Source organism: Pseudomonas sp. SG-MS2, assembly GCF_009933855.1.
Taxonomy (GTDB): domain Bacteria; phylum Pseudomonadota; class Gammaproteobacteria; order Pseudomonadales; family Pseudomonadaceae; genus Aquipseudomonas; species Aquipseudomonas putida_E.
The window spans coordinates 53009-75411 of sequence record NZ_MOMO01000237.1 but is presented as its reverse complement, the minus strand read 5'-3'; the positions used below and the strand labels follow the sequence as shown (position 1 = coordinate 75411).

Genomic DNA, 22403 nt, shown 5'->3' with positions numbered 1-22403 from the left:
AATAACAAGAGAGCAATTGTCATGAATGCTGATCAGCCTAGCGGCTCCGGGGTGTTCGACACGCCTGCGCGCCAGCAGCAACGTACCCGTACCCGTTTCATGATCCTGGCGCTGATCTCTGGCGGCACCATGATCAACTACCTGGACCGCAGCGTCATGGGCATCGCCGCGCCAAGCATCAGCGCCGATCTGGGGCTGAATGCGGCGATGATGGGGGTGATTTTCTCGGCGTTCTCATGGACCTACGCCGCGGCGCAGATCCCCGGCGGCATACTGATCGACCGGCTGGGCACCAAGCTCACTTACTGGTTGGCACTGACGTTGTGGTCGCTGTTCACCGGCCTGCAGGGCTTGGCCCAGGGGTTTCTGTCCTTGCTGGGCATGCGCTTTCTGGTCGGTGTGACAGAAGCGCCGTGTTTCCCCACCAACAGCCGCGTGGTGGCGACCTGGTTCCCGCAAAGCGAGCGGGCCAGGGCGACCGGTATCTACACGTTTGCCGAGTACACCGGCCTTGCGTTCCTGACACCGTTGCTGTTTTGGGTCTTGCACGCCTATGGCTGGCGCTTTCTACTGATGGCGGTCGGGTTGCTGGGCGTGCTCTACGGCGTGGTCTGGTGGCGCAAATACCATGAGCCACACCAGTCGACCACCGCCAACCAGGCGGAGCTGGACCATATCGCTGTCGGCGGTGGCGTGGTCGATGGTGGCCAGAAAGCCACGGTGTTCCAGTGGTCACAGATCCCGGCGCTGCTCAAGCACCGCAACATGCTCGGTATCTGCCTGGGGCAGTTCGCCTGCAACTCGACCAACGTGTTCTTCCTCACCTGGTTCCCGACCTACCTGGTCACCGAGCGGCATATGCCGTGGCTCAAGGTCGGCTGGGTGGCGGTGCTGCCGTTCATCGCCGCTTCGTTGGGCACGCTGGTCGGCGGCTGGCTCTCCGATGCCTTGCTGCGCCGCGGCTACTCGCTAAATGTGGCGCGCAAGCTGCCGGTGATCGCCGGCCTGCTGACCGCGTCGGTCATTGTCCTGGCCAACTATGTCGAGTCGGACGTGCTGGTCATCGCCATCCTCTGTATTGCCTATTTCGCCCAGGGTATGTCGGCCCTGGCCTGGATGATCGTTTCCGACATCGCGCCCAAAGGCTTGCTGGGCCTCAGTGGCGGGCTGTTCAACCTGTTCGCCAACGCCGCCGGCATCGTTACCCCGTTGACCATCGGCCTGATCGTGACGGCCACCGGGTCATTCGTCTGGGCCCTGGTGTTCGTGTCCTCGATCACCGCGCTGGGCGCGCTGTGTTACCTGTTCATGGTGCGCGACCTGCGTCGCCTGCCGGATATTCCCTGTGTTGAAAAAGGAGCTGAACAATGAGCCAACCCCTGCAAGGGCAAACCGCAATCGTCACTGGCGGCATGCGTGGCATCGGCCTGGCCATCGCCCAACGGCTGCACACCGCCGGTGCCCAGGTGGTGATCTGGGACCTCGCGGTGGATGGCTGGGACAGCGTCGACAACGGTTTCGAGCCAGTGCTGCGCCAGGTTGTGGATGTCGCTTCGCTGGCCTCGGTCGAGGCGGCATTCGCTGACGTACTGGCGCGTGTGGGGCAGGTCGACATCCTGGTCAACAACGCTGGCATCAATGGGCCGGTGGTACCGTCCTGGGAATACCCGCCAGAAGCCTGGGACAAGGTCATCGCCATCGACCTGAACGGCGTCTTCTACTGCTGTCGAACGGCCATCCCGCATATGCGCGAGCGCGGCTATGGGCGGATCGTCAACGTGGCGTCGATGGCGGGCAAGGATGGCGTGCAGTACATAAGCGGCTACTCGGCTGCCAAGGCCGGGGTCATCGCCTTCACCAAGGCCGCAGCCAAGGAACTGGCGCAGGATGGCGTGTCGCTCAACTGCATCGCCCCGGCGATGGTAGAAACCCCGTTGATGGCCGAGATGACTGCGGAGCATATCGCGGCCAGCAAAGCCAAGATCCCGATGGGGCGTTTCCTCAAGGCTGAGGAGATTGCCAACATGGTGGCCTGGATCGCCGGGCCGGAATGCAGCTTTACCACAGGCTTCGTATTCGACCTCAGTGGCGGGAGGGCGACTTATTGAAGCCGCTAGGGGTTGCCCACCTGACAGCGCTGGACCTTGCGCCTGAAGCGCTGGTGCGTGAAGCCGGCCGGGCCGGTTTCAGCACTGTTGGGTTGCGGCTGCACCCGGTGATGCCGGGTGCGCAAGCATATCCGCTTGCGGTTGGTGGCCAGGCGCTACGGGAGCTGAAGGCTGTGATGGCAGGTGAGGGTGTAGGCGTTGCCGACATAGAGTTCGTCTCGCTGACGCCGCAGGTGCAGGTTGGCGATTGTGCGATGTTGCTGGCGGCAGGCGCTGAACTGGGTGCCACCAGCCTCACGGTATCCGGGGATGATGAAGACGGTGTGCGGCTTGCGCACAACTTTGCGGCGCTGTGTGAAATGGCCAAGGAGTATGGTTTGCGTGTAGACCTGGAGTTCATGCGCTGGAGACCGGTGGCGACCTTGCAGCAGGCGCTGGCTGTGTTGAACATGGCTGGGCAGGACAACAGCGCGGTACTGGTGGATGCGCTGCATCTGTTCCGTTCGGGCGGGGATGTAGCGGCACTTGCCGAAGTCGACCCGCGCTACCTGCGAGCGGTGCAACTGTGCGATGCGCCGCTCACTGCGCCGGCTGAGGCATTGATTATCCAGGAGGCGCGTGAAGGGCGGTTATTGCCGGGGCAGGGGCAGTTGCCACTGGCAGCGTTGATGGGGGCGTTGCCGACGGATGTGCAGGTGAGTGTGGAAACGCCGTCGGTAACGCTTCGCGGTGAAAACCGGTTGAAACACGTGCGTGAAGCGACGCACGGTTGGTTAGGCAATGTTCGTCTGCCAACCAACCGGCAGCCCCAGATCAAGGATTGACCTGATATCCCCGCCCTTGCAGGCAACCGCTGTAGGCGCTGGCCTGCGCCGAGCTCTGTGCCTGATCCTCGGTGCGCCGATCCTCGCGGCGATCCTGGCGTTGCCGGGAACCGCCGACGACCGCTCCGGCAGCGGCCACTTCCCCAGCACGGTTCTGCCGATACTCTTCTTTAGCGTCGTCGCCGGCCCGGTCAGACAACGCTTCATGCTGGTTGCTGCGTACCTGCGCGCCAGCGGCACCGGCTGCAGCCCCCACAGCCGCGCCTTTGACCCGGCCACCCACATTCGGGCTGGAGGTAGTTGCGGCGTTGTTCGCGGCGTTGGCTGCCACGGTGTTGCATTCATTGATATCCAGCTGCATCTGCTGGCTGCTCTGACCTTTTAATGGGGTTACCGATTGGGCCTGCAGTGCCGGGGCTACGCAAAGCAGCACCAGCACGAAACTCCCTGTGAACGGACGCATGACACACCTCCACTGAATGGGAATTGCATCTGACAGCATAGCTGCCGGTTGCGGCCCGCGACCAAGTCGACGACGAGCCGAGTATCAACCTCAGGTACTCGAGCGGGCGTTTTCCGGTGGACGTGCGCGACGTGGGTATCTACCTGGCGGTGAAAGGGGCCTGGTAGTCGCCCCTGGTGGCTACAGCCAACCGGACGGCGCACACCGCTAGGGCGATGGGCCCCACCTATGGTATACAACCCTCATTACCACACCACCATCACCTGGCGCCTGGAAGCGTTCTGGGTTGGTCGGTGACTTTCCTGCAACTGCTCCTTTTATAGAGAAACGGAGATTCGAAGATGACCGCCACCGACCGTCTGAGCCTGCTTCAGTATGAGCACCTGGGCCTGGACGATGTTGCCGCCGCTGAATTCAAGGTCGCTCTGGGTGAACTGCGCAAGTTGGCACTGGGTGACCGTTACGAACACCACGCCGCGCTGCATCTGGGCGATATCGCCGAAGCGGAAAACCGTCAGCAACTGGATCAGACCAAAAACTGGGGCATAGGCTTCCTGCAGGGGCTGAGCTGCGCGCAAACGCTCACCGAAGAGCAAGTCAAGGCACTGCGCGGCGTGTTCCAGGCGGCCGCCAAGCGGTCTTTGGCGCGCATGCCCGGATAAATTTCTGGCAGCCAGCGGATTCTCGTCCAGACTCTGTAGAGCATGCGGGCAGCAGTACAGCAGACGTGCACAGGATGTGGCAGCCTTTCGCGACCACGGCTGGCCGCCTAAGGCCGCATGCACCGAGGGTTGTAGATGGTCGAGCGGTGGTCCGGCCGGTCTTTGCTGCTTTCGTTTTCCCTGATTCTGTTGCCTCAGGCCTGGGCAGCGGAGGATGTGTGTCGGCAACTGACGGCCACCGGCAATCCGGAATATCCCCCTTACTTGTGGCGCGACCCGAACGACCCCCAGCGACTGATCGGTGCCAACGCCGACCTGCTTGACTACCTGGGCCAGGCGCTCGGTGTGAAAATGCAGGTGGTCTACGGCGGGCCATGGTCGCGGGCTCAGGAACAGGTGCGCAAAGGCCGTATCGACTTGATGGCCGGTTACTTCCTGACCCAGGCGCGTCAGCAGGAGGCGGACTTCATCAGCCCGCCGTTCTTGCATACGCCAAGTGTTGTCTGGGTGCGCCAGGACGCTGCCTTTGCTTACCGTGGCTGGTCAGATCTGAAGGGGCGCAAGGGCGGCACCCTGGTCAGCAACAGCCACGGCCAAGAGTTCGACGATTACGCCAGGGCCAACCTAACGCTCGAAGCCGTTCCCGGTGCCAGGCAGGCGTTCGAGAAGCTGCTGCACAAGCGCAACGACTACCTGATCTATGAGCAGTACCCCGGCATGGCGCTGGCGCGCACGCTGGGTATGGACAAGCAGTTGAAGGTGCTCGATCCGCCGGTGTCCAGTGAAGGCCTGTACCTGGCGCTGTCCCATGCATCGCCGTGCAACCAGCCCAGGCTGCGTGAGCAACTGGCGCAAAAAATGAAGGAAATCGTCTCTGGCCCGCTGCCTGGGCAGCTGCTGGCGAAGAACCTGGAGCGTTGGAAGCAGGAGCAAGCGGGCGGGCAGCATTGAGGCACGGTGTGCTGGCATTGGCGCACGTTCACCTCATGCACTGGCTTCCCGAGCCCGCTTGGCCTTGGTCACATCGACCGCGCTGGGCAAGGCAACGCCGTTCTTGATGGCAAGAACCTGCGCCATGACGCTGACCGCGATCTCTGCAGGGGTCTTGCTGCCGATATAGATACCGATGGGGCCATGCAGGCGTTCGAGTGAGGCTTGCGTCTCACCGAAGTGCTCGATCAGCCGTTCGCGGCGCAGCTGGCTGTTACGCCGGGAACCGATCGCGCCGATGTAGAAGGCTGTGCTGTGCAAGGCTTCGAGCAAGGCCAGGTCGTCCAGCTTGGGGTCATGGCTCAGGCCAATGATGCAACTGCGCAGGTCGGGGGCAAAGGCCCTGACCACATCGTCCGGCATGCCGACTATCTTCTCCACGCCCGCGACATTCCAGCCATCCATGTATTCGCGGCGAGGGTCGCAGACGGCCACCTTGAAGCCGTTGAACAGCGCCATGGTCGCCAGGTACTCGGCCAGTACCCCGGCACCGATCAGCAGCATGCGGTAGCCGGGGCCCAGGGTATTGACCATGCGTTGGCCATCGAAGCTGAACTGCTCGGGTGCGTGCGTGGCGGCCAGGCTTACGCCACCGGTGCCGAGGTCCAGCTCGCGACGGACCAGGTTGCCAGCGTCCAGCTGCGGCAGAAGCTGCTCAAGGCTGGGCAATGAAGGGCTGAACTCGAGTATCAGCTCCAGGGTCCCGCCGCAGGGCAGGCCAAAGCGATGAGCCTCGTCGGCACTGACGCCATAACGTACCACGCGCGGCGGCCCTTCCGGCATGCCTTCGCCGTTGTAGGCAGTGGTGTAGCGGTGCACCAGGTCATCCTCGATGCAGCCACCGGAGACGCTGCCAATGACCCTGCCATCGCCACGCAGGGCCATCATCGAGCCCACCGGCCTGGGCGACGAACCCCAGGTGCGGGCTACGGTCGCCAGCAGCACCCGTTCGCCGGCCTGGAGCCAGTCACGGGTGGTGCGCAGGACCAACAGGTCGATGCTTTCCATTGACAGTGTTTCCTCAGCGCATGTGCAAGATGATCGGGCTGCTGCTGGCGGGGTCGGTATCCCCGCGCAGCTTGCTGACGGCCTGCGCGTCGACCGCACCGCCGTGGTTGCCCCAGGTACTGCGGACAAAGCTCAGCACCTCGGCGATCTCCTGGTCCGACAACTGCTCGCGGAACGCAGGCATGCGGTAGGCATCCGGCAGCCCGGCGGCGACGATACGTTGCGAGCCATTGAGGGTGATGTTGATCGCCGAAGCATTTTCCTTGGCCAGCGCCGAGGTGGCCCCCGCCAGCGGCGGCATCCACTCTGCCTGGCCCTTGCCATCCAGGCCATGGCACGTAGCGCAGCGGGTCACGTAGGTGTGGGCGCCGGGGCTGTTCAGGCGTTCACCGGCAGACACGGCCTGATACTGCCACGGCGCGCCGTCACGTTGGGGGTCGCCCGGCAACGATTTGAGGTAGCGGGCGATCGCTGCCAGGTCGTCATCGCTCATGAACTGGGTGGAATTGTTGAACGCCTCGGTCATCGACCCATAGACCACCGCATGCTGGTTGCGCCCGTGCTTGAGGAACTGCACGATCTGGGCCTCGCTCCAGCGGCCCAGGCCGGTGTTGTGGTCGTCACGCAGGCTGGGTGCGTACCAGCCATCGAGCAGCGCGCCGGCCAGAAACGGCTTGCCACCTTCATCCAGGGCTTTTTCGTTGAAGGCCAGGCCCCGTGGGGTATGGCAACTGCCACAGTGGCCGGGGCCCTGAACGATGTAGGCGCCTCGGTTCCACACCGCGTCCTGCGCCGGTTTGGCGGCATAAGGTTCGTCTGCTGCGAACACGCCGTTCCACAGCGCGATCGGCCAGCGCATGTTCAGTGGCCAGGGAATGTCGCTGGGGATGTTCGCCTGTTGTGCAGGCTGTACGCCTTTCATGAAGAAGGCATACAGCGCCCGCACATCGTCATCGCTGAGCTTGGCATATGAGGGGTAGGGCATGGCCGGGTACAGCCGTCTGCCCCCCGGTGCGACGCCGTGGCGCACAGCGCGGTCGAAGTCGGCAAGGCTGTAATGGCCGATGCCGGTCGCGGGGTCGGGAGTTACATTGGTGGCGTGTATCGCCCCCAGCGGTGTGGCCATTTCCAGCCCACCGGCAAATGGCTTGCTGTCGGGCAGGCTGTGGCAGGCGACGCAGTCGCTGAGCCTGGCCACGTACTCACCACGGCTGACCAGCGCCGGGTCGAAGCTGGCGTTCTGTTCGGTGACGAAGGGCGAAGCGGGCTCACGGGTGACATACCAGGCCAGCAGGCCTGCAGCGACCAGGCACGGCAGCGCCAGCCAGCCTGCGGTTCTTGCGAATCGACTGTGGGTCATGGGGCGGTCCTTGTCCGGTCAGCTGAAGGTATGGCGGCTCATGGGCAGGCTGCGGATGCGCTGGCCTGTGAGTTGCGCCACCGCGTTGGCCACTGCTGGCGCCACCGCAGGCAAAGGCGGCTCGCCAATGCCCCCCATCTTCGCGCCGCTTTCGACAATGCGCACATGCACCCGGGCCATGCGCGAGGCAGGCAGGATCGGATACAGGTCGTAGTTGCGCGCGCGCGGCTTGCCATCGATGTATACGGCTTCCTCAACCAGCGTCTGCGACAGGCCAAGGGCCACGGCGCCGTTGACCTGGGCTTCGATGATCGCTGGGTTGACGATGCTGCCGGGGTCGATCGCCTGCCAGATGTCGTGAACCTTGACCTGGCCATCTTCGATCGATACTTCGGCGATCACGGCGGCCTCCGAGCCGAACGGCGAAGCCATGGCCACGCCACGCGCCCGTTTGCTGCCGTCTGCAGCGGTGAACGGCCCGCGCTTCCAGCCACCGGACAGTTCACCCACCGCTTGCAGCAGGTTGGTCAGGCGCGGGTTGTCGCGCAGCAGGTGCAGGCGCAACTCAAAGGGGTCTTTACCGCCTTTGTCAGCCAGCTCGTCCAGGAAGGACTCATAGAAGAAATCGTTCAGCGAGTTGCCCACCGAGCGCCAGTAACCCAGCATGGCCGGGCCCTTGACGTAGATCTGTGCGATGCGCTTGTTGGCGATGGCGTAGGATTTGCCCGACAGCCCTTCGAGCGCCGTCGGGTCGATTTTCTCGCCTTGCTTGCCCGCCAGGGCCTCGGTCGGCCCCTCTGTGGCACTCACCGCTTCGATGGCCACTGGCAGGCCATCGGCATCCAGCCCTGCGCGGAACTTGACCACTGCAACCGGCCGCAGCACATCGCGCAGGAATTCTTCCTCGCGGCTCCAGATCAGCTTGACCGGGCGGCCGACGGCCTTGGCCAGCAAGATGGCCTGTGGGTAAGGGTTGGCCGAGTCATACAGGAAGTGGCGACCGAAGAACCCGCCCAGAAGCGGCGAGTGCAGGGTGATCTTTGCAGGATCCAGGCCGGTGCGTTTGGCGATGTCGTCACGGAACATGTCCGGCGCCTGGTTGGGCAGCCAGACCTCCAGCGAACCGTCGGGGTTGAAGCGCGCCAGTGCCGACGGCGGCTCCAGCTGGGCATGGTTGAGGTACTGGTTGTGGTAGGTGGCTTCGACCTTGGTCTTGGCATTGCCCAGTGCTGCGGCCACATCGCCTTCGCTTTCGTCGTCCTTGGCGGGGCCTGTCTGGGCGGCCAGGTGCTCGCGCCAGGCATCGCTGGAGAAGTCGGCGGGCATCGCGCGTACCTGGCTGTCGGCGCCTGGCTCCTGCCAGTCCACCTGCAGCGCCTCGACCGCACGCTTGGCGTGCCACCAGCGTTCGGCCACCACGGCAACGGCGCCTGGCAATTGATGCACCGAGTGCACGCCTTTCATGGCCTTGACCTGGTCTTCGTTGCGCATGCTGCCCACGGTCATACCAAGGCGCGGGGCATGCTGCACAGCGGCGTGGAGCATGCCGTCGAGCGTGATGTCGATGGTGTAGAGCGCTTTGCCGGTGGATTTGTCGTAGGCATCGACACGGCGCACCGGCTTGCCGATCCAGCGGAACTGGCTGGGGTCGCGCAGCGTGATGCCCGCTGGGTCCGGTACCGGCAGGTCCATGGCCCGTTCAGCCAGTTCGCCATAGGCCAGCGAACGGCCCGAGGCGGCGTGCAGCACCTTGCCAGGTTCGGTGGACAGCTCGCTCACCGGTACGCCCCATTGCTCGGCGGCGGCTTGCAGCAGCATGGCCCGGGCGAGGGCGCCGAGGCGGCGCATGGTCGGGTAGCTCATGCGCACCGACATGCTGCCGCCGGTGATGCGCATGCCGTTTTCCATCACTACGTAGGCTTCGCCCGGCGGGGCACTGTCGACCACGAACGTGGCAGGGTCCGCGTCCAGTTCTTCACCGACGATCTGCGCCATGGCGGTGTAGGTGCCTTGGCCGCCTTCCATGAACGGGCAGAGCAGGCGTACCGTGCCGTCCTGGCGGATTTCCAGGAATGCAGGTACCTGGGTGCCGCGTTCCTGGGCAGCGGCCGTCGCCGCTTGGACCCGGCTGACGCCCAGCGGCAGGCCGAAGCCCAGGACCAGGGCGCCTACGGCGGTACCGGCGAGAAAACGCCGACGCGACAGGTTGACCGTTTCGCCCGGCGGCAGGTCGAGCAGCGCTGCAGGGTTATCGACAGGCGTATTCATCAGGCCTTCTCCCCTTGGGCGAGTTCGTGCACGGCGGCATGGATGGCGTTATAAGTGCCACAGCGGCACAGGTTGACCATCGCCGCATCGATTTGCGCATCGCTCGGTTGCGGGGTGTGCTTGAGCAGCGCGGTAGCCGCCATCACCTGCCCGGACTGGCAGTAACCGCATTGGGCCACCTGATGCTCGACCCACGCGGCCACCACGCGCTTGCCCACCGCATCGGCCTCGATGGCTTCGATGGTGGTCACTTCACGCCCGACCACCCCGGCCACCGGCGTGACACAGGCGCGCACCACATTGCCGTCCACCAGCACCGAGCAGGCGCCGCACTGTGCCAGGCCGCAGCCGTACTTGGTGCCGGTCAGGCCGAGGTCGTCGCGGATCACCCACAGCAACGGCGTGTCGGCGTCGGCCTCGACCTGGTAGGTCTTCTGGTTGATTCGAAGTTCCATGGCTCACCTGCTGATCATCGGTTGTGATTATGTTGCCGTGCAGGGAATACGTTGTTCCCCAATCCGCAAACGCTAGCACAGCGGGGTGAGCGGCGGCCTGCCGTGTACGGCAGGTTCAGAGAATCAGGCAAGCAATCCGGCGAAATGCGCAATCAAGTGCCGCAGCGGTGGGCGGCACAGACAAACAGGACTTCCAGCCGAAAAAACCGGATAATGCCGGCCAATTTCGTTTTGCACGCTTAAATCACGGTGTTCCCGCATGGAAATCAAGGTCAACTTTCTCGACAACCTTCGTCTTGAAGCCAAATTCGACGACTTCACGGTGATCGCCGACCAGCCGATCCGCTACAAAGGCGATGGCTCGGCCCCGGGGCCGTTCGACTATTTCCTTGCCTCATCGGCCCTGTGCGCCGCCTATTTCGTCAAGCTGTACTGCCAGACCCGGGATATCCCTACCGAAAACATCCGCCTGTCGCAGAACAACATCGTCGACCCCGAGAACCGCTACAACCAGATCTTCAAGATCCAGGTCGAGCTGCCGGAGGACATCTCTGAGAAGGACCGGCAGGGCATCCTGCGCTCCATCGATCGCTGCACGGTCAAGAAAGTGGTACAGACCGGTCCCGAGTTCATCATCGAGCAGGTGGACAACCTCGATGCCGACGCCCAGGGCCTGCTCATGCCGGTGGCCGACACCACCACCTACATCGCCGGCAAGGACCTGCCGCTGGAGCAGACCATCGCCAACATGTCGGGCCTGCTCGCCGGGCTGGGCATGAAGATCGAGATCGCCTCGTGGCGCAACATCGTGCCCAACGTCTGGTCGCTGCACGTGCGCGATGCGCAGTCGCCGATGTGCTTCACCAACGGCAAGGGCTCGACCAAAGAGGCCGCGCTGGCCTCGGCGCTGGGTGAATTCATCGAGCGTTTGAACTGCAACTTCTTCTACAACGACCAGTTCTGGGGCGAGGACATCGCCAACGCGCCGTTCGTGCACTACCCCAACGAGCAGTGGTTCAAGCCGGGCCCCAAGGACGCGCTGCCAGCGGAGATCCTCGACGAATACTGCCTGCAGATCTACAACCCGGACGGCGAGCTGCGTGGTTCGCACCTGTATGACACCAACTCGGGCAATACCGCGCGTGGCATCTGTTCGCTGCCGTTCGTGCGCCAGTCGGACGGGCAGGTGGTGTACTTCCCGTCCAACCTGATCGAAAACCTGTTCCTCAGCAACGGCATGAGCGCAGGCAATACCCTGGCCGAAGCGCAGGTGCAGTGCCTGTCGGAGATCTTCGAACGGGCCGTGAAGCGTGAAATCCTTGAGGGCGAGTTGTGCCTGCCGGATGTGCCGCAGGAGGTGCTGGCCAAGTACCCAGGCATCGTCGCAGGCATCCAGGGGCTGGAAGAGCAGGGCTTCCCGGTGCTGGTCAAGGACGCGTCGCTGGGCGGTGAATTCCCGGTCATGTGCGTGACCTTGATGAACCCGCGTACCGGCGGCGTGTTCGCCTCGTTCGGCGCGCACCCAAGCTTGGAGGTGGCGCTGGAACGCAGCCTTACCGAGCTGCTGCAGGGCCGCAGTTTCGAGGGGCTCAACGACTTGCCGCAGCCGACCTTCGAAAGCCACGCGCTGACCGAGCCGAACAACTTCGTCGAGCACTTCATCGACTCCAGCGGTGTGGTGTCGTGGCGCTTCTTCAGCGCCAAGGCCGACTTCGAATTCGTCGAGTGGGACTTCTCCGGCCATGGCGAAGACTCCAACCTCCAGGAAGCCGCGACCCTGTTCGGCATCCTCGAGGGCATGGGCAAAGAGGTGTACATGGCTGTGTACGACAACCTCGGCGCCAACGCCTGCCGCATCCTGGTACCGGGTTACTCGGAGATCTACCCGGTCGAGGACCTGATCTGGGACAACACCAACCGTGCCCTGGGGTTCCGTGCCGACATCCTCAACCTGCACAGCCTGGACAACCGTGCATTGCGTGCGCTGCTCAAGCGCCTGGACAACTGTGAGGTGGACGACTACACCACCATCACCACGCTGATCGGTGTCGAGTTCGATGACAACACGGTGTGGGGCCAGTTGACCATCCTTGAGTTGAAACTGCTGATCTGCCTGGCGCTGAAGCGTTTCGAGGACGCCAAGGAGTTGGTCGAGGCGTTCCTGCAGTTCAACGACAACACTGTCGAGCGCGGTTTGTTCTACCAGGCCCTGAATGTGGTGTTGGAAGTGGTGTTGGATGATGAGCTTCAGATGGAGGACTACGAGGCCAATTTCCGCCGCATGTTCGGCAGCCTGCGCATGGATGCAGTGCTGGGTTCGGTGGACGGTAGCGTGCGCTTCCATGGCCTGACCCCGACCAGCATGAAGCTGGAGGGGCTGGACCGCCACCTGCGCCTGATCGAGAGCTACAAGAAACTGCATGCCGCCCGGGCCAAGGCGGTGTGACAAGGCTCGAGCCGCTCGACCTGCCTCTTCCCGATTACCCCGCACCGGGCCTGATTGGCGAGGCCCTGTACCTGCGCTACGCGGCCTTAATGGCGCAAGCGGCTAATAGGTCCGCGCCGCTGGCCGATGACGCAGTGCGTCATGAAGGCCGGCGCCTGGCCAGCGATCTGCTGGGCCAGGCAATCACCTTGGGCAGCAGCAAAGCCCACGAAGGTTCGGATGAGATCTACTGGTTGGTGCAGAGCGCTGCTATCGCCTCCTTGTTCGCCGATGGCGCCCAGTGCGCCGAATTTGCCCGGTACAGGCAGCACGTGGCCTATTACTCGGAAGGCTGCCGTACGGCGGGACAGGTCAATGCTTTCGACCGCTACGTGGCCGCCAATGGCCAGCCTGCAGTCGAAGACGAGGTGCAGTCCCGCTCAGCGGATGACCACTACCGGGTAATGGTGAGGCCGTGGGAGGCTGGAAATACGCATTGGGTCTATTCCCCGCGTGTTCTCGATACCCACCAAGGCACTTGCCTGCTGAGTTTCCAGGATGCCTGTTGGTCAGCGGACGTCAGCACCTGGCATAGCGGCTCGACCGTCGAACTGGCATTGCGCAAGTACCCAAGCCACCGCGCGTGCGACGGCATACGCGTGATCATCGACTGTACAAAACGGTGTGCGCTGCTGGAGGCCGGCGGTGAAATCGAACTGGCGGATCTGGAAGCCGTGCTGGACGCCCGGCTTGAGGGGGCGGAACCGGGCAGCCGCTAGTTCTTGCACTTGGCCATGACCACCTGGCAGGTCCTGGGCGTTCCGCCGGACCGGCCGGCATAGCGGATGCAATTGTTCATCGACTTGTGGCGGGCCATGCTCAAGGTATCGCCCCACGCCAGGCCGCCTTCTCCCATAGTGGGCACGGCCTTGGCGAAACAGTTCGAGCCCAATGCCGCTGTCTGGTAGCGAGCCTGGCTGTGCTTGTTCGAACATCCGGCAGTCAGTGCCATGCTGAGGCCAAGCAGGGCATGTGCGGCCCACAACGCGTACGGTCGTGCTTTATCAGCGCTCATGCCATTTGCCTCTGGTGGAAAGGGGGTGAAGTCTTTCAGGATATTTCTATCAAGCCAAGCGGTGAACTAACCGGACGTCAAGGTGATCCTTTGCTAAGCGCACCCTGCGCACGCCTGACGGACCGGGCACTCGCGCCTGTCCGCCAGCCCGGGTCACTGACTGAGTAAGGAGGCGCCGTGACCGCTACCGAGCAAACCCTCTACCGATGCACGCCCAGCCCGCTGCACGCAATCCTGCTGGCCGGCACGGTCCCGCTGTTTCTTGGCGCATTGCTGAGTGACATTGCCTACTTCAAGAGCTACCAGATCCAGTGGAGCAACTTCGCCTCCTGGTTGATTGCCGGCGGCCTGCTGTTCTGCGGGCTGACGTTGCTGTTCGCGCTGGCCAACCTGGTCCGCGCCGAGCGCAAGGGCGGGCGGCCGACGCTTTACTTTTTGCTGTTGCTGGTGACTTGGGTACTAGGGCTGGTCAATGCCTTCGAGCACGCCAAGGATGCCTGGGCAGTGATGCCAGCGGGCCTGGTGCTGTCTTTGATCGTGACCGTGCTGGCCTGCGTGGCGGCCTGGCTGGGTATGAGCAACCTGCGTTCGGGAGGTGCGGCATGAAACCTTTGCATGCATTGCCTGTATTGAGTGTAGCGCTGTTGTTGAGCGCCTGCGGTGGGGAAGGCGAGGCTACCCAGGCCCTGGGCCCCGACCCGAAATTGCCGGCCCCCGAGCGTGGCCTGTTGCCGAGCATGAAGATCGCCCAGCCCGCACACTGGGGCGAGCAGAAGCCGACCGTGCCTGAGGGTTACAGCATCACAGCCATTGCCACTGACCTGAAAATCCCGCGGCAGAGCCTGGTACTGCCCAACGGTGACATTCTGGTGGCCGAAGGCCGGGGCGGCAGTGCGGCCAAGCTCAAGCCCAAGGATGTCATCGCCAGCCAGATCAAGGCCAAGGGCAATACCCAGGTCAAGGGTGGCAACCGCCTGACATTGCTGCGAGACGCCGACGGCGATGGCACCTACGAGGTGCAGACGGTGTTTGCCGAAAACCTCAACGCGCCTTATGGCCTGGCCTTTGCCGATGGCAAGCTGTACGTGGCCAACCAGGACGCGCTGGTGCGTTTCGACTATCAGGAAGGCCAGACCCAGGCGGGCGGCCCGCCGACCAAAGTCACCGACCTGCCGGCCCAGATCAATCACCACTGGACCAAGGCGCTGACCATCAGCCCCGATGGCCGTTACCTGTATGTGGGTATCGGCTCGAACAGCAATATCACCGAGCGGGGCATGGAAGCCGAAGTCGATCGCGCCATGGTCTGGCAGGTCGACGCTGCCACTGGCGCGCACAAACCCTACGCCACCGGCTTGCGTAACCCGACGGCGCTGGCCATCCAGCCTGGCAGCGGGCAGCTGTGGACCGTGGTCAACGAGCGCGATGAACTGGGCCCGGACCTGGTGCCGGACTACCTCACTTCGGTGCGCGAAGGTGGCTTCTATGGCTGGCCCTACAGCTACTGGGGGCAGAATGTCGATGAGCGGGTGAAACCGCAGAACCCGGACAAGGTGGCTGCCGCAATCAAGCCCGATTACAGCCTCGGTTCGCATGTGGCCGCGCTGGGCGTGGACTTTTCCATACCGGCCATGGGCGAGCGCTTTGCCGACGGCGTGTTCGTCGGCGAGCACGGCAGCTGGAACCGGCCAAACCCTGTGGGCTACAAGGTGATCTTCGTGCCGTTCAGCAACGGCAAGCCTGCCGGTGAACCGATCGACTTCGCCACCGGCTTCCGGGCCGAGGATGGCCAGACCCGCGGCCGGCCGGTCGGTGTGACGGTTGACCCTCGGGGGGCACTGATCATCGCCGATGATTTGGCCAATACCGTATGGCGGGTCACGCGCAATCGGTAAGTCCAGCTATGGTGTAGGAGCGGCGCGTGAAGCGTTCACGCGCCTGTCCGGTCTTGAACACAGGGAAGCAGGCCTATGAATGCTCTTTGTACACTCGCTCGCGCTGTTGCGCTTGCCACGCTCGTCGGTACCGCCAGTTACACGGTGCAGGCTGCCGATATACCCATTGCCAGTGAAGCACTGGAAAGTCATGTGACCACACAGGTCACCGCCATCGACCAGGCCAACCGGCAGGTCACGGTCAAAGGCCCTGACGACAAGGACGTGACGTTCCAGCTCACGGAAAAGGCCAAGGCGCTGCCCAACCTCAAAGTCGGTGACCAGGTCGATATCTACGTGACCCGTGCGGTGGCCTATGTACTCAACACAGAGGTGGGCGGGGCGCCCAAAGCCAGCGATGAGTCTGGAACCATCCGCGCCACCAAGGACAACCCCAACCCGGGCGGTGAGGCATTCCGCCAGGTGCGGGTAACGTCGCAGATCAAGAAGATCGACCTCAAGACCCATGAGGTGAGCCTGCTACCGCCGGAAGGCAAGTTGCAGGTGGTCAAGGTCGAGGACCCTGAACTGCAGGCCCGAATGAAAAACCTCAAGGTCGACCAGACGGTCGATGCGATCTACACCGAAGTACTGCGGATCGAGACATCCCGCTGACCTCTCGCCGGCCTTTTCGCGGGCGACCTCGCGAAAAGGCCGGCGTCATCGATCGGTATCCATCATCCATATGGCGAATAATCCGAGTGCAGGATTTCGATTTCCATAACGCCCGTCGATTTTCAGATGATGTACCGACCCTGTCTTCAGATGAGTGCATCCATGCCTAACAAGGCCCTGCTTATTGCGTTTCTTCCCTTGGTTTTGGCGCTGCTCGCCGGAGTCGTGCTGCCCTATCAGGCCGCCAGCAACGCGGCCGTCGGTCGTGCGCTCGGGCACTGGCTTTGGGGCGCGTTCACATCATTGACGGTCAGTTCCATTGTGGTCATCGCAGCCTTGCTGGTTTTACGGGTACCGCTGCCTGACCTGGGCAAAGCATTGCAAGGCCCATGGTGGCTGTGGATCGGCGGGGTGCTTGGCGCACTGTACGTCGCCGCTGCCGCCGCCTTGACCCCCAAGCTTGGCACCGCGGGCTTTCTGGTGCTGGTGGTGGCGGGGCAGATTCTGACGTCGGTGATTGTCGACCACTTCGGCCTGATGGGCGTTGCCAGCAAACCGGTGAGCCTGCCAAGGCTTGCGGGGGTGGTTCTGATACTCGTCGGGGTGTTCCTGGTGCAGAGCACCTGGGCCGCAAGCCCGGCGGCTGCCAAGACGGCCATCGTCAAACAGCCCGAAGGCTGATCAGCGACCGGGCTGGCAACAGGCCCAGACCGTCTCCCGCAGCCATCGATGCCCTGGATCACTGTCTTTTCTGGTGTGCCATGCCTGCTGATAGGCCAGGTTCGGAATTGGCAAGGGCGGAGCGAACTGGCGCAGGCCCTTGTGTGGCCGCATCGGGCCCACCGCGCGCTTGGCCACGGTAAGGATCAGGTCGGTGCCGCCGAGCACTTCGACGGCGGCGCTCCAGTGCGGCAGCGCCAGGGCAATGCGCCGGCGCAGGCCCCGTTCACCCAGCGCGCGCTCGATCTCGTCATGGGCGTCCGGGCGCATGGCCATGAGCACGTGCGGCCGTGCCAGCCAGTCATCCAGGGCAAGGCCACCTTTGGCCGGCAGCACCTGGCGGTCGGCGATGCTGACGAAGCTGTCCTCGAACAGTGTCAGTGCGGTAATGCCCTGCGGCAGCTCGGGGAAGATGCCCAAGGCGAGGTCAAGTTCGCCATCGAGCAACTGCGCCATCATCGCCTCGCGGCTGGCCTGGCTGATGGCAAGGTCTACGCCCGGTGCTGCCTGGCGCAGGTGATGGACCAGTGGCGGCAGGATGATCCGCGAGGCGTAATCGGACAACGACAGGCGGAACCTGCGCTGAGCCAGAGCGGGGTCGAAGCGTGGGGTGGCCAGCAGGCTGTTGAGGCTGCCCAGCGCGTCCTGCAAGGGTTTGATGAGGGACTGGGCGCGTGCGGTCAGGGCCATGTGGCCGTTCTGGCGGATCAGCAGCGGGTCGTCGAAATGTGCGCGCAGTTGCGCCAAGGCATGGCTGACTGCCGGTTGGCTGCGGTGCAGGCGGATGGCAGCGCGGGTCACGTGTTTTTCGCTGAGCAGTGCATGCAGGGCCAGCAGCAGGTTGAGGTCGATCTTGCGCAGTTCATCCATGGTGCGAATGGCCAGGGTGGCTTCTTGGGGCTTCGTATCAGCCTAACAGATGTGCGCACTGCCGAGCGCGCAGCCCCCCTGCCACAGATGAAGGCCACCCAAAGCAGCATTGATCGAACCCCGGCGCTATAATCGCCCCCCCGTTTTACAGTAATCCGAGCATTCCGATGGGTCTTTCCGCAACCGCAACACCCGAACCGCGCCGCCTGGGCGCCCCCTTGATTGCCTTGGCCCTGCTGCTGGCTGGTGCCTGGTTCCTCAACCTCAATGCCGGGTTCAAGCAGGTACTGCTGCTGATCGTCGGCGCCGCCCTGGGGCTGACGCTCTACCACGCAGCGTTCGGTTTCACCTCGGCCTGGCGCGTATTCATCAACGAACGACGAGGCGCCGGCCTGCGTGCGCAGATGGTCATGCTGACCCTGGCCGTGCTGCTGTTCTTCCCGGCATTGTCGGCTGGCAGCCTGTTTGGCAACCCGGTGACCGGGCTGGTGGCGCCAGCTGGGGTTTCTGTGGTGTTTGGCGCGTTCATCTTCGGTATCGGCATGCAACTGGGCGGCGGTTGTGCCTCGGGCACGCTGTTCACCGTCGGCGGAGGCAACGCCAGAATGCTGGTGACGCTGTTGTTCTTCATCATCGGCTCGGTCACTGCCACGCACCATGCCGACTGGTGGTTCGCCTTGCCATCGTTGCCGGCCACCTCGATCGTCCAGGCCTGGGGGGTAGCGCCGGCGCTGCTGGCCAGCGTGGCGGTGTTCGCGATGATCGCCTGGGCCACGGTGGTACTGGAAAAGCGCCGCCACGGCGGCCTCGAAGCCCCTGTGAGCAGTGAGCACCAAGGCCTGCGACGCTTCCTGCGTGGCCCATGGCCGTTGCTGTGGGGCGCTATTGCCCTGGCCTTGCTGAACTACGCCACCCTGGCCCTGGCCGGGCGCCCGTGGGGCATTACCTCCGCTTTTGCCCTGTGGGGCGCCAAGACCCTCTCCAGCCTGGGTGTGGACGTCGGCAGCTGGGTGTTCTGGCAGTCGCCGGCCAACGCCAAGGCGCTGGCAGCCCCGTTGTGGCAAGACGTGACCACCGTCATGGACCTTGGCATCGTGCTGGGTGCGCTGCTGGCGGCTGGCCTGGCCGGGCGTTTTGCGCCGAGCCTGAACATCCCGTTGCGCTCGCTGATAGCCGCAGTGCTCGGTGGCCTGCTGCTGGGCTACGGTTCGCGCCTGGCTTATGGTTGCAACATTGGCGCCTACTTCAGCGGCATCGCTTCGGGTAGCGTGCATGGCTGGCTGTGGCTGATTGCGGCCTACACCGGGAACATGATCGGCGTGCGTCTGCGCCCATTGTTCTTTGCCGGTGAGCGCCGGCCAGCGGCACTGACGGGCTGCTGATAACACTTTGCTTCATCGGGTGCAGGAATCATCTGCACCCAACCTGATTGTTCGATTCCTGCCGACTAATTAGCCTGAGTCGGTCTTTCACTCCCTCAAGGAATCGAACATGGCGACCCGAATTGTGTTGAGCGCTACCGGCGCTACCGACGTCATGCGCCTGCAACCCCTGCAAATCCAACGACCAGGGCCTGGCGAGGTCTGGCTGGAGCAAGCCGCCATAGGCGTCAATCCGCTGGATGTGCTGCAGCGTCAAGGCGGTGCACCGCTGCTACTGCCATCGGGGCTAGGCCTGGAGGGTGCCGGTCGCGTCGTCGCGATGGGTGAGGGTGTACACAATGTTAAGGTCGGCGACCGTGTCGGTTATGCCACAGGCCCCGTGGGCGGCTATGCGAGCGCCCGGTTGTATCCTGCCGAGCGTCTGGTGCATCTGCCGGACGAGGTAAGCTATGAAGCTGCCGCTGCCATCCTGTTCAAGGGGATCACTGCACAATACCTGCTCAAGACGACTTACCCGGTCGGGCCCGGCACCCAGATACTGCTTTATGGCGCCGCCGGCGCGCTCGGCCAGCTAATGGTACCGTGGGCGCGGCACCTGGGCGCAACGGTGATTGGCGTGGTATCTCGACCACAAAGCATGGCGCGCGCGCAGGCAGCGGGTTGTCACCATGTGCTGGTGTTCGATGCTGCGACGCTGGCTGGTCAGGTGCATGAACTCACCCGGGGCCAAGGCGTGGATGTGGTGTATGACAGTGTCGGCAAGGTCTCGCTGCAAGCGTCCCTGGACAGCCTGCGCCTGCGTGGGCTGCTGGTATCGTTCGGTGCGACCACGGGCACCCCGGCAGCGATCGAGGTTGGCACCCTCAACGCTAAAGGCTCGTTGTACGTGACCCGGCCATCGCTGGCCGCCCATACCCGCACAGTGGAGGAATACCAGCAGCGCGCAGGCGACGTGCTGTCGGCAGTCGCCGAAGGTATCATCCAGCCACGGGTATGGCGCCGCTACCCGTTGGCCGAAGCAGCCAGGGCCCACGAAGACCTGGAACAGGGGCTGTCGGAAGGGGCGCTGATTCTCACCACTTGACTGACCCAGCCACAGAGCCTTCCCATGGACGCCTTTGACAGCCGCCGCGCCGATGAACTTGCCACCTTGCTGGCCCTGCACGAGCAGGGCTCTTTCTCGGCCGCCGGCCGCCAGTTGGCGCGCCACCCGACAGTACTGTCCAAACGCCTCAGCGCACTGGAACAGCGCCTTGGCATTCGCCTGGTGGAACGCACCACTCGGCAACTGCGCTTCACCGATGAGGGCGAACGCCTGGTGGTGCGTGTGCGCGAGGCCAGCCGGCTGATAGCAGAGGCAGAGCAGGAGGCTACCGAGGGTGCGGCGTCGGTGCGCGGGCGCCTGCGCCTGGCCTTGCCTGCGGCGATGGGGCGGCGCTGGTTGAGCGGCATGCTGGCGGACTTTGTCCTGGCCCATCCGCAGGTGACCCTGGAAGCCGAGTATGCCGACCGCTTCGTCGACTTGGTTGGGGAAGGTTTTGATGCTGCCATACGCATCGGTGAACTGGCCGACAACCGCCTGGTGGCCACTAAGCTCTGTGATCACGTCCGCATCCTCTGCGCCTCACCGGCCTACTTGTCGCGCCAGGGCGAACCGACAAAACCAGAAGACTTGTCAAAACACAATTGCTTGGGGTTCAGTGGCTTACGATCATTTCCTGAATGGCGGCTCACCCGTGGAAACCTTCAGGTGAGTGTGAAGATCAGTGGGTCATTGCGCGGCAACGACAACGAAGCCCTGTTAGAGGCCGCGCGTCGTGGCGTAGGCATACTCGCTGGCGGTGACTGGTTGATGGGCGAGGACCTGGCCACCGGTCGCCTGGTGCGGGTACTTGCGCAATGGGAGTTGGATGCGGCGGCCGGGATCTATCTGGTGCGACCATCGGCACGCTTGAACACGGCCTCGTTGGGGGCGTTCAAGGCATGGGTCGCGGAGCAGTTCAAGGAGGGCCCGCCATGGCGGCGCTAGGGCTGACCTGTTCCAGATAAAGCATTAAATAAGCTATATAAGCTACTGATATATATAGTTTTATCGCTTTGCAATTGCATGCTGTACGCACTGCTCGTAGTAGGTCTGCTTGATGGCTGCCGGCTTGAGCCGTGAGCGGCTGTTGTACGTCTGTTCAGTGATGCCGAAGGCGGTCATGCGCATCCATGGTTTGGCGAACCGGCGCACCTGTAGTTTCTTGCGCGTGGCATACAGGGTCACGCCGGAAAGCTTGGCCTGCTGGGCCTCGGCGGCGATCTGTGAACCCCAACCACAAACATGGCGGTCATTCTGGCTCAGCGCTCTGGCCTGGGCGCCGAAGGCAGTCGTGGCCAGCAGACAGCCGGCCACCGTTGCTAGAAATACTCGCATGTTGCTGTCCTAAGCATCTGAAGAAGAACGGAGTTTGCCTTCGCTTCAAGTGCCCGGGGGCCAGCACGTTGCAGGTCACGTGGTGGCGATGCGCAGGCGATTTGCCAGCGTCGGCCGCAGGCAGTGCAGGGCAAGCCCGGCTACCCAAACCACCGAGACGGCATAGTTCAGGCGTTGGTAAAGGCCGAACAACCGACCGTTCTGCGCCGCCTGGGCCATCAGGACGACAGTGGCTACCGCAGCCACCACACAAATCAGGGAAAATGCCCCTAACGCACGCGAGCCGGCCACGCCTTTCCCGCCCCATACCCAAAGCGCACTGGCCAGGGTCAACGAGAGAAACATCAGCAAGCCGGACGCGTTGTGCAGTTGCTGGGACAGGGAGGCTTGCGCAGGCGCACAGCCTTGATCGCAGGGAAAAAAGCCGGTGCCCAGGCTGCCGAGCCCATGCAGCAATACCAGTGCCGCGCTGGCAAGGGCGAGCTTCGAGCCTCGCCAGCGCCGGGTCAGCCCCCAGGCGAACAGGGTAAACAGCACAGCGAGCGGGAAGTTGTTGAGCAGGGGTGACCAGCGTTGGGTTGGGGCGCCCACCGCGCCCAGCTGGCTCATGGCCTGCTGCAGATGATCGTAGCCCGGGTAGGCTTGGGCGGTGAACCAAACGCCAAGCAGCAGCCAGAACGGGATGATCAGCCCGCAGCAGAGCAGGCAGCGGTCGAAGGTATTCATCAGCGGTTTTCCTTCCATGGAGTGACCAAACGATGCGTATACAGTACCGAGATGGATGCAGTCTGTCCTGGCCTCTTCGCAGGCAGGCTCGCTGCCACA

23 protein-coding genes are annotated in these 22403 nt (G+C 63.5%); 14 read left to right on the top strand and 9 right to left on the bottom strand.

What is annotated here, in order from left to right:
- Positions 1 to 21 precede the first annotated feature (21 nt).
- The 3 genes from BLX42_RS21660 to BLX42_RS21650 are packed head-to-tail and all read left to right on the top strand — an operon-like array spanning position 22 to position 2932.
- On the top strand, positions 22 to 1371 hold the full coding sequence (locus BLX42_RS21660) for an MFS transporter (protein ID WP_161872579.1): 1350 nt from the start codon (positions 22 to 24) through the stop codon (positions 1369 to 1371).
- A complete protein-coding gene (locus BLX42_RS21655; RefSeq protein WP_115274659.1) occupies positions 1368 to 2108 on the top strand; it encodes an SDR family NAD(P)-dependent oxidoreductase in 741 nt (246 codons plus the stop codon). The genes BLX42_RS21660 and BLX42_RS21655 overlap by 4 nt, the downstream gene beginning before the upstream one ends.
- Entirely contained in the window at positions 2105 to 2932 is an 828-nt protein-coding gene (locus BLX42_RS21650; RefSeq protein ID WP_115274660.1) for a sugar phosphate isomerase/epimerase, read from the top strand. Before BLX42_RS21655 ends, BLX42_RS21650 begins: the two co-directional genes overlap by 4 nt.
- Here BLX42_RS21650 and BLX42_RS21645 read toward each other — a convergent pair.
- Positions 2922 to 3395 carry a YMGG-like glycine zipper-containing protein gene (locus BLX42_RS21645; protein WP_161872578.1) on the bottom strand — a complete coding sequence of 158 codons (474 nt, stop codon included), beginning with the start codon at positions 3393 to 3395 and terminating at the stop codon, positions 2922 to 2924. The genes BLX42_RS21650 and BLX42_RS21645 overlap by 11 nt on opposite strands.
- Before the next feature lie 341 nt (positions 3396 to 3736).
- Between BLX42_RS21645 and BLX42_RS21640 the strand changes: the two genes are divergently transcribed.
- Both BLX42_RS21640 and BLX42_RS21635 read left to right on the top strand, forming a co-directional pair.
- Positions 3737 to 4057 (top strand): hypothetical protein, encoded by a 321-nt coding sequence (locus BLX42_RS21640; protein WP_046786060.1) that lies wholly within the window; start codon positions 3737 to 3739, stop codon positions 4055 to 4057.
- A 135-nt stretch (positions 4058 to 4192) separates the two neighbouring features.
- The gene (locus tag BLX42_RS21635; protein ID WP_119687109.1) at positions 4193 to 5008 is read left to right on the top strand and encodes an ABC transporter substrate-binding protein; all 816 of its coding nucleotides are present in this window, start codon (positions 4193 to 4195) and stop codon (positions 5006 to 5008) included.
- Positions 5009 to 5041: 33 nt separating this feature from the next.
- On the opposite strand, the gene BLX42_RS21630 is transcribed toward BLX42_RS21635, so the two are convergent.
- The 4 genes from BLX42_RS21630 to BLX42_RS21615 are packed head-to-tail and all read right to left on the bottom strand — an operon-like array spanning position 5042 to position 10138.
- Positions 5042 to 6055, bottom strand: coding sequence for an XdhC family protein (locus BLX42_RS21630; protein ID WP_046786062.1), 1014 nt, complete (start codon positions 6053 to 6055; stop codon positions 5042 to 5044).
- 13 nt (positions 6056 to 6068) lie between these two features.
- Positions 6069 to 7415, bottom strand: a complete 1347-nt coding sequence (locus tag BLX42_RS21625; RefSeq protein WP_161872577.1) for a cytochrome c — start codon at positions 7413 to 7415, stop codon at positions 6069 to 6071.
- A gap of 18 nt (positions 7416 to 7433) precedes the next feature.
- Positions 7434 to 9683 (bottom strand): xanthine dehydrogenase family protein molybdopterin-binding subunit, encoded by a 2250-nt coding sequence (locus BLX42_RS21620; RefSeq protein WP_161872576.1) that lies wholly within the window; start codon positions 9681 to 9683, stop codon positions 7434 to 7436.
- Positions 9683 to 10138: a (2Fe-2S)-binding protein gene (locus BLX42_RS21615; protein WP_046786065.1), complete on the bottom strand. Its 456-nt coding sequence runs from the start codon at positions 10136 to 10138 to the stop codon at positions 9683 to 9685. Before BLX42_RS21615 ends, BLX42_RS21620 begins: the two co-directional genes overlap by 1 nt.
- Before the next feature lie 259 nt (positions 10139 to 10397).
- Between BLX42_RS21615 and BLX42_RS21610 the strand changes: the two genes are divergently transcribed.
- Positions 10398 to 12584: an OsmC domain/YcaO domain-containing protein gene (locus BLX42_RS21610; protein WP_046786066.1), complete on the top strand. Its 2187-nt coding sequence runs from the start codon at positions 10398 to 10400 to the stop codon at positions 12582 to 12584.
- Positions 12581 to 13342: a hypothetical protein gene (locus tag BLX42_RS21605; protein WP_161872575.1), complete on the top strand. Its 762-nt coding sequence runs from the start codon at positions 12581 to 12583 to the stop codon at positions 13340 to 13342. The genes BLX42_RS21610 and BLX42_RS21605 overlap by 4 nt, the downstream gene beginning before the upstream one ends.
- Here the strand turns inward: BLX42_RS21605 and BLX42_RS21600 are convergent.
- Positions 13339 to 13638 carry a hypothetical protein gene (locus BLX42_RS21600; RefSeq protein ID WP_119687103.1) on the bottom strand — a complete coding sequence of 100 codons (300 nt, stop codon included), beginning with the start codon at positions 13636 to 13638 and terminating at the stop codon, positions 13339 to 13341. The genes BLX42_RS21605 and BLX42_RS21600 overlap by 4 nt on opposite strands.
- A gap of 177 nt (positions 13639 to 13815) precedes the next feature.
- On the opposite strand from BLX42_RS21600, the gene BLX42_RS21595 reads away from it, so the two are divergent.
- The 4 genes from BLX42_RS21595 to BLX42_RS21580 all read left to right on the top strand — a co-directional run bounded on the left by BLX42_RS21595 (position 13816) and on the right by BLX42_RS21580 (position 16868).
- Positions 13816 to 14244, top strand: coding sequence for a DUF2231 domain-containing protein (locus BLX42_RS21595; RefSeq protein ID WP_039601936.1), 429 nt, complete (start codon positions 13816 to 13818; stop codon positions 14242 to 14244).
- Positions 14241 to 15533: a sorbosone dehydrogenase family protein gene (locus tag BLX42_RS21590; RefSeq protein WP_119687102.1), complete on the top strand. Its 1293-nt coding sequence runs from the start codon at positions 14241 to 14243 to the stop codon at positions 15531 to 15533. Before BLX42_RS21595 ends, BLX42_RS21590 begins: the two co-directional genes overlap by 4 nt.
- A 75-nt stretch (positions 15534 to 15608) precedes the next feature.
- Positions 15609 to 16187, top strand: a complete 579-nt coding sequence (locus BLX42_RS21585; protein ID WP_039601934.1) for a hypothetical protein — start codon at positions 15609 to 15611, stop codon at positions 16185 to 16187.
- A 162-nt stretch (positions 16188 to 16349) separates the two neighbouring features.
- The gene (locus BLX42_RS21580; protein WP_046786069.1) at positions 16350 to 16868 is read left to right on the top strand and encodes a DMT family transporter; all 519 of its coding nucleotides are present in this window, start codon (positions 16350 to 16352) and stop codon (positions 16866 to 16868) included.
- Here the strand turns inward: BLX42_RS21580 and BLX42_RS21575 are convergent, their stop codons facing one another.
- Complete coding sequence (locus BLX42_RS21575; RefSeq protein ID WP_161872574.1) at positions 16869 to 17777, bottom strand: LysR family transcriptional regulator; 909 nt, start codon at positions 17775 to 17777, stop codon at positions 16869 to 16871.
- A gap of 167 nt (positions 17778 to 17944) precedes the next feature.
- Between BLX42_RS21575 and BLX42_RS21570 the strand changes: the two genes are divergently transcribed.
- The 3 genes from BLX42_RS21570 (at position 17945) to BLX42_RS21560 (ending at position 21188) form a co-directional block, all read left to right on the top strand.
- Positions 17945 to 19159: a YeeE/YedE family protein gene (locus tag BLX42_RS21570; protein WP_125924883.1), complete on the top strand. Its 1215-nt coding sequence runs from the start codon at positions 17945 to 17947 to the stop codon at positions 19157 to 19159.
- Positions 19160 to 19268: 109 nt separating this feature from the next.
- Positions 19269 to 20243: a quinone oxidoreductase gene (locus BLX42_RS21565; protein ID WP_161872573.1), complete on the top strand. Its 975-nt coding sequence runs from the start codon at positions 19269 to 19271 to the stop codon at positions 20241 to 20243.
- 24 nt (positions 20244 to 20267) lie between these two features.
- On the top strand, positions 20268 to 21188 hold the full coding sequence (locus BLX42_RS21560; protein WP_161872572.1) for a LysR family transcriptional regulator: 921 nt from the start codon (positions 20268 to 20270) through the stop codon (positions 21186 to 21188).
- 60 nt (positions 21189 to 21248) lie between these two features.
- Here the strand turns inward: BLX42_RS21560 and BLX42_RS21555 are convergent, their stop codons facing one another.
- Both BLX42_RS21555 and BLX42_RS21550 read right to left on the bottom strand, forming a co-directional pair.
- The gene (locus BLX42_RS21555; protein WP_125924880.1) at positions 21249 to 21578 is read right to left on the bottom strand and encodes a hypothetical protein; all 330 of its coding nucleotides are present in this window, start codon (positions 21576 to 21578) and stop codon (positions 21249 to 21251) included.
- A 75-nt stretch (positions 21579 to 21653) separates the two neighbouring features.
- A complete protein-coding gene (locus BLX42_RS21550) occupies positions 21654 to 22304 on the bottom strand; it encodes a DUF998 domain-containing protein (RefSeq protein ID WP_161872571.1) in 651 nt (216 codons plus the stop codon).
- Positions 22305 to 22403: the final 99 nt, after the last annotated feature.